Genomic DNA, 6,495 nt, shown 5'->3' with positions numbered 1-6,495 from the left:
GAACTTCTTGCGCCTCGCCCGCGTTCCCGCCGCCTTCCGGTCGCTTTGCTCTCTCTTTGTCCTCAATCCCCCTCCCAGGACTTTCCGCCACCCGATTCAGCCGGCCGCACCACATCCTCCTCCGTGCTTGGCTGGTGTCCGCTCGCTTCACACCCGCTCGCAAACCTACTATGGCTTGGTCCGCACGCGTGACCTCTCGCCCCGTAAACCATAATCCGCGGCAAACCCTGCCGCGGATTTCCTGGATGATCTCCCCATTCTTCCGGTGTGCACCGCGTCGCTTCGCTCGCCAACACGGCTCCTCCTTCCCGCTTGCACCATCCTTGGTTTTGGCTGGAGGAATTCTCTCCTCGGTGAGGCCTTGCCTGCGGACGCAAACGGGCTGCCCAATCGGAATAAACGTCTGGCCCCTGCGCCCGCGTCCGCGCAAACCTGAAATCGGGAATCTCAAATCTGGGCCTGGCTTCTCTTCTCTCGCCTTGCCTCCTCTATCTCCACCTTATCATGCCCGACGTTTCCTCCGTCGCCTGCCCCTTGCATCTCCCTGAATTACATCGAAATGTTTCTGCACAGGGCATCAGGAAGCATCACACCCCAATCCTGATTCTCCCCTTTCCACTCTGAAATCGACAATCGCATATGGGCCCTCTTGCCGGAGGTCACTCATCACTCCCCAAAATACTTCCACGTCGGCCAGAGCGGGTGCGGCTTTAGCGTCAGGTATTCCTCACCCAGCCGGGCCTCCATCTTCGCAAGCATCTCGTACAGGGCCCGGCGGCTCATCGGTCGCTCGCCCCGATGCAATCGGGGCTCGCGGTTGATTCGCTCGAGCACCATCTCGACCGTCGCCCCGCACAGGTACCGCCAGCGGAAGATCCGACCCCGCCTTGTCTCCTGCCCCAGTACGCGCCGGGCGGTGAGGGCAAAGTCACACAGGTAGTTCTCCGTTCGCCTCTCCCACGTCCGCCGCCGGTCTCGCCCGCGCACCATGGGGAAACTCACTCGCCGTTCGAACCCACTAGCCCGTGCGCAAATCCGAAATCTTCTATAGCAGTCTTCAAAGACCCCGCGCAGAACACAAGCGCAGAGCGCGTTCCAATGCTCGCCTGTTCCATGACATGCCGGGCACCCCGCCACCGCGAGCACTGTGACGGGTTCCATTGCCGCTGCCAGCATTCTTTTTCTCGCCGACCTTGCCGCTTCCTCGCCTTGGTACAAATCGCCGTGACCTGCTACCGGCCCCATGCCAGCCGGGGGCCCGAACCTTGGCGCTTGCCCGCCGTCCTGCCCGTCGGGTTGAAGTTTTCACTCGCTACTCAGCACCCGACACTCGGCACTCAGTGGCGTCATCGCCACCCCCTTGGGATCATCAGCCCCGCCCCGTTGTCGCCAAATGTTGCCGCACTGCCTTCACGTGCTTGCAGCTCCTTTTCTTCGGCCGTCGCCGAAAGAAAAAGTCGGCACAATTGCACCAGAACGCATGCCGCTGCCTTTGCACATAGTATTTCCGGCTCGCCCTTCCCATCACTCGCCACACTCGCACCCCGCCGAGCCGCGCCGCCACTTCCCGGATTCCCATCACCTCACCTCATTCTTCATCTTCTTTCCCTGTTATCAGCTCCCGCAATTCCTCCGCCGCGTAGCTGCGATAGTCCAGTTCCGTGCTCCATTCGCATTCACCTGCCACACCATTGGTCCGCTCGCCGGTCCCGGCCATCGCTGGACCCTCTGATTCCGCGCACCATGTTCCTTCAATCGCCATTCCTCCGCCCCTTCTCCCGCCATTCCTCCCCAAGTCCTAGCAGTTCCAGCGCCCCGATTCCGGTCCTTGCCGCTAACCTTGCTGCCAGCCCCGGCCCCGGTCGCCTTTTGCCCGAGCGCAACCGCGAAAGGTACCCCTGGCTAATCCCCACTTCTTTCGCCAGTTCGGTCAGCTTCAATCCCGCCTGCCCCGCTATCCAACAATCCAATGCCGTGCGGTTAGCAGCCATGTTTTTGTTATATGCCAGTTATGCATAGATGTCAATGCCAGAATAGCATAGATCGCCCTATTCCTTTCTGGCAAGAATACCCTTGCTATTTATGCCAGATTGGCATACACTCTTTCCGTGAAATTCGCCGACCTCGAGCAACGCCTTCTTCGCCTTGCCGCCCAGCGCATGTCCCAGACCACTCTCGCTTCCCGGCTGCATTGTTCCCAGTCCAGAATAAGTCGTCTCCTTGCCGGGGAGATTCGTCTTCACTGGCGCGATGCTCAGCGCCTCGCTGAGGTCCTTGGTCTTACCCTCTACGACCTTCTCGACCTGCCTGCCTCTCCCCCGCCCGCTGACTTCCGCGACTCGCCTTTCGTCCAGGTACCTTTGCTCCGGGGCGCCGTTGCTGCCGGTCAACCCCTCCCCATTGAGAATGAGCCGGAATCTTGGCGGGCCTTTCTTGGGGCGTACCTCCGTCGCTTCTCTCGCCCCATCCTTCTTCGTGTCGGAAAACGAGAGACTTCCATGCTCCCGACGATTTTCCCCGGTGATTTGGTCCTGGTGGACCGCGCCGAAGACAAGCGCCGGCGACCTTCTCTGCGCCACATTTACGCAGTGAGTTTGGATGAAGGGGGAACTCTAAAGCGGTGCAAACTCGAGGCCGATCACCTCTTGATCATCCCGGATAATCCCACGGCCGGGTTTGACCCGACCACTGTCTCGCTCAAGGGTCGTAACGTCCTCCATCTGATCCAGGGCCAGGTCGTCTGGATCGGCCGGGAGTTGGCTTGATTTCCAGCCCTTCTTGGCCTACCCCAGTACCTTTTCCGCCGCCGGCAAGTCGGAAACACCCAGCACAATCAACGCCCGGTCCGCCCCCTTTACGATGCTGCCGTACGCATACTCCACGTTGATTCCCTTCTCCGCCAGCTTTCGGGTAATCTTCCCCAGCGCTCCCGGCTTGTCAGAAACCTTGATCGCGAGAACGTTCTCTTCCACCACCGTCAACCCAAGCACGCCGCAAACCTTCCGTGCTGCTTCCGGGTTGCTCACCACCATCCTCACCGGTCCCACCGGCTTCACGTCAATCAACATAAGGGCGCTGATGTTTACCGCCACTCGCGCCAGTTCGCTTGCCAGTTCTGCCAGCTTCCCTGGCCGATTCTCAAGCATCACCGTAAGCTGCCTCGCAATCGTCATCTTCCCTCCCGCTCCAGCTCAGCCCTCGCATCACCCGGAATCACGCATTCCCTCGGCAGCCGCAAATCTTGAATCTGACATTCGCCTGGGCCTTTTCGCAAGCTCGCCCTGTTATCTCTTGAGCATTCCGCTGACCTTTGCTAAAAACGATTTTTTCTTCTCCTGAGTCGGGAAACCCATCTTTCGAACGACGCTCTCTATAAACCCGTCGGCCGCCGGAGGCAGGCTCGAATAGTACATCCGCATCTCTTGAAAGTTCGTCCAGCGGTCCAGACAATACAAACAGCTCGCCATGTGCTGCTCCGCGGCCTCCTTCTCTCGCCACGTGATTTGCCCCTCAGAGATTCTCACAAACGTCTTGTCAGAAACACAACCTTCTTTCTTGTCTTCTTCGTGCGCTGCCCGCAGTGCCGCCCATCCGCCGGAAACCGTATCCTCGCGATATCGCTCGCCTTCGAGCGCCCTTAGCTTTTCCTTGGCTGCCTCGATCACCTCCTCGGCGTGCTTCTTGTCAATCTCTAGAATCTTTTCGATCTCCCTCGTCTGGTATCCCTTGGCGCTCACCGCGAGGATTTGCCTTGGAACATAGGCCAATCCCTCAAGCAATTTCTCAAATAGCTCCGGGCGCATCGTCTCCGCCGCCCCCGCTCCTCCTTTCCCTTCCCCCAGCTCCCATATGATCTGCCTGAGGAACAACAAGAACTCATTTTCGGCCGTCCCCTGAAACTCCCTGAGGCGCTTGGCCCCATTCCGGTAAAGTTCCAGCAGAACCTCCTCTGCCGCCATCTCTTCCTTCGACCAAATCCCAGGAAAGTAGTGTGCCCCAACGGCTCCGGCCGTCGGTCCCATCAGTGCAGCCAAGCCGCGCCAGCCCGCTGCCTCGCCGCATAACGCCCCCCGTAGCAGCCGATGAAAGCTTTCGATCACTCCCCGCTCCCAAATCTCTTTTTTAGAAAATTGTAGCGGCAGCCAGCGCCACGTGCAAGGTCGCTACCGTTTGCTTTTCGCACCGGGTGCGCTATTCTGCTTCCGCGCCCGTCTAGCCTCGCCCGGGAGATCATCATGGAAACAACCGCCCGCACTCGTCGCGGCAAGAAGAGCGACTACCGCATGCGCACTCATCTCATTCACGGCAATTTCGAGAGTAAACGTTGGGACTACGATCATCACGTCATCCCGCCCATTTCGAGCAGCACCACCTTCCGTCTCAGCTCGGTCGAGCGCGCCGCCAGGGGTTTTTCTGAGTTCCCCTCTGCTGTGCTCGATCCTGGCGTGAAGCATCCCATCTACGTTTACGACCGATACGACGAACCTACCCGTGGCATGCTCGAAGAAAATCTTGCCTATGCCGAAGGCGGCGACTGCGCCGTCGCTTTCTCCTCCGGCATGGCCGCCATCTCCGCTGCTCTCGGCATCCACATCTCAGCCGGCGACCACATCCTCGCTCATCGCATGCTCTATGGTGGCACCCACAATCTCCTTCGCCTTTGGATGCCTCGCTTCCGCGTTGCCGTGGACTATTGCGATCTCCTCCATCCCACGCAGCTTCGCAAGCTCATCGCTCCCCGTACCCGCGTCGTCTATTTCGAAACCCCTATCAATCCCACCATGGAACTGATCGACATTTCCGCTGTTCGCAAGGTTGTCGATGAATTCAATTCCAAGCGGCCGCCTGACCGGCACATCTCGACCATTGTCGATAACACCTTCGCTACCCCTTTTTGCCAGCGCCCGCTCCAACTCGGAGCCGATCTTGTCGTTCACAGTCTCACCAAGAACATCGGCGGCTTCGGCACCGACATGGGTGGCGTCGTCATCGGTGGCACCCCTTTCTATGTGCCGCTCATGCAGTACCGCCGCGACTTCGGTGGCGTTCTCTCCCCCAAAGCTGCCTGGGCTTTTCTCGTCTACGGCCTTCCCACTTTGGCCGCTCGTATCGTCAACCAGCAAAAGACCGCCATGCGTGTCGCCGAATTCTTGAAGTCCCACCCCAAGATTGCTCGCGTCGTCTATCCCGGTCTCGATTGTTTTCCCCAGCGCGATCTTGCTCGGCGCCAGATGGTCAGCTACGACGGCAAGTTTGCTCCCGGCCACATGCTCTATTTTGTCCTGAAGGGCGACCACGAAACCGCCCGCAAGGCCGCCGATGGCTTTGCCAACCACGTCGCCCAGTTTTCCTACTGCATGACCCTCGCTGTTAGCCTGGGCCAGATCAAAACCCTTGTCGAAATCCCTTTTTCCATGACTCACTCCGGTCTTTCCGCCGAAGAGAAGCTTCAGACCGGCACCGACCCCGGCGGCATTCGCATCTCCTTCGGCCTCGAAGACTGGCACGATATCATTGAGGACATCCGCACCGCCCTCGATCACATCTGCTGAAACACCGCAAGCTCGACGCCTTCGCTTTCTGCGCTGCCTGCGCCAGAGTTTCGCTCGCATTCCCGATGCCCAGACCGACCGACGAAGAGCACACAATTGGAAACTGAAAAAAGAAAAGAGTAGAGCGGATCGAATCTGAACACAGGGAATCGCGCTTTACACCGCTCCGGCAAGAGACTATACTGGTTCTAAACCTGCTGGGGTTATGTCGCTCAATCTCATTACTGCTAGGAGGTGCTCTGCGGCAGCTCCTGGGGATCCGAGCTTTTCACACCTTATCTGATGGAGTGGCCGGCGTCGTGCCCAGGGGCAAGGCTGGGCAGCCAGGCCGTACAGGAGGGGGAAATGCAAGATACGGCGCTGATCAGCAGAAACTTTATCCTCTATTTCCTGCTTCCCTTTTGGATTCTGCTCGGTTTCATCGACTACCTATGCCACCGCCGGACCAACATTGAGATCACGAGTGGGCTGACCGAATCCCTGATCCACTCGACTATGCTGACTTTGATCGGAGTCCCGATGCTGCTGGGATTGTTCTTCAACATCAACGCACTGGTCATCCTGACGATGCTCGTCGCCTTCTTGCTGCACGAGGTAATGGCCATTTGGGATGTCAACTATGCGATGACACGGCGGCAGATTCTAGTCGTCGAGCGGCATCTGCACAGCTATTTGGGTGTGCTCCCATTCATGATTGTCTCGATGGTCATTTGTCTCCACTGGGACCAATTCCTCGCACTCGTGGGTATCGGCAGCGCGGCAGAGAGTTTCTCGCTTCGCCTGAAACAGCTGCCTCTGCCCATGAACTACGTCGTCGGGATTTTCAGCGCGGTGTTCGCGCTGATGGTGGTTCCTTACGTCGAGGAGTTGTGGCGCTGCTGGCGTGCGGCGCGCACCCTGCCCAAAGGCGCGGGGCGGGCCCCGCAGAGGGTCTAGCTGTGCC

At 58.9% G+C, this 6,495-nt stretch carries 7 protein-coding genes; 3 read left to right on the top strand and 4 right to left on the bottom strand.

Annotation, left to right across the window (positions count from 1 at the left end; all coding sequences use genetic code 11):
- Positions 1-666 precede the first annotated feature (666 nt).
- Positions 667-990 carry a hypothetical protein gene (locus VIH17_04795; protein HEY4682551.1) on the bottom strand — a complete coding sequence of 108 codons (324 nt, stop codon included), beginning with the start codon at positions 988-990 and terminating at the stop codon, positions 667-669.
- Positions 991-1,588: 598 nt separating this feature from the next.
- Positions 1,589-1,762, bottom strand: a complete 174-nt coding sequence (locus VIH17_04790; protein HEY4682550.1) for a hypothetical protein — start codon at positions 1,760-1,762, stop codon at positions 1,589-1,591.
- 346 nt (positions 1,763-2,108) lie between these two features.
- Between VIH17_04790 and VIH17_04785 the strand changes: the two genes are divergently transcribed.
- Entirely contained in the window at positions 2,109-2,765 is a 657-nt protein-coding gene (locus tag VIH17_04785; protein ID HEY4682549.1) for an XRE family transcriptional regulator, read from the top strand.
- Positions 2,766-2,783: 18 nt separating this feature from the next.
- Here the strand turns inward: VIH17_04785 and VIH17_04780 are convergent, their stop codons facing one another.
- Positions 2,784-3,173: an ACT domain-containing protein gene (locus VIH17_04780; GenBank protein HEY4682548.1), complete on the bottom strand. Its 390-nt coding sequence runs from the start codon at positions 3,171-3,173 to the stop codon at positions 2,784-2,786.
- A gap of 111 nt (positions 3,174-3,284) precedes the next feature.
- Positions 3,285-4,100: a hypothetical protein gene (locus VIH17_04775; protein ID HEY4682547.1), complete on the bottom strand. Its 816-nt coding sequence runs from the start codon at positions 4,098-4,100 to the stop codon at positions 3,285-3,287.
- A 135-nt stretch (positions 4,101-4,235) separates the two neighbouring features.
- On the opposite strand from VIH17_04775, the gene VIH17_04770 reads away from it, so the two are divergent.
- Both VIH17_04770 and VIH17_04765 read left to right on the top strand, forming a co-directional pair.
- Positions 4,236-5,552, top strand: coding sequence for a PLP-dependent transferase (locus VIH17_04770; protein ID HEY4682546.1), 1,317 nt, complete (start codon positions 4,236-4,238; stop codon positions 5,550-5,552).
- A 345-nt stretch (positions 5,553-5,897) separates the two neighbouring features.
- The gene (locus tag VIH17_04765; GenBank protein ID HEY4682545.1) at positions 5,898-6,488 is read left to right on the top strand and encodes a hypothetical protein; all 591 of its coding nucleotides are present in this window, start codon (positions 5,898-5,900) and stop codon (positions 6,486-6,488) included.
- Positions 6,489-6,495: the final 7 nt, after the last annotated feature.

It is taken from the genome of Candidatus Acidiferrales bacterium, from assembly GCA_036514995.1.
Taxonomy (GTDB): domain Bacteria; phylum Acidobacteriota; class Terriglobia; order Acidiferrales; family DATBWB01; genus DATBWB01.
This window is presented reverse-complemented; position numbering and strand designations above follow the sequence as displayed.

Excerpts from the sequence above, each read along its gene's own strand:
- VIH17_04795 (HEY4682551.1), bottom strand. The coding sequence starts at position 990 with ATGGTGCGCGGGCGAGACCGGCGGCGGACGTGGGAGAGGCGAACGGAG.
- VIH17_04790 (HEY4682550.1), bottom strand. The coding sequence starts at position 1,762 with ATGGCGATTGAAGGAACATGGTGCGCGGAATCAGAGGGTCCAGCGATG.
- VIH17_04780 (HEY4682548.1), bottom strand. The coding sequence starts at position 3,173 with ATGACGATTGCGAGGCAGCTTACGGTGATGCTTGAGAATCGGCCAGGG.
- VIH17_04770 (HEY4682546.1), top strand. The coding sequence starts at position 4,236 with ATGGAAACAACCGCCCGCACTCGTCGCGGCAAGAAGAGCGACTACCGC.
- VIH17_04765 (HEY4682545.1), top strand. The coding sequence starts at position 5,898 with ATGCAAGATACGGCGCTGATCAGCAGAAACTTTATCCTCTATTTCCTG.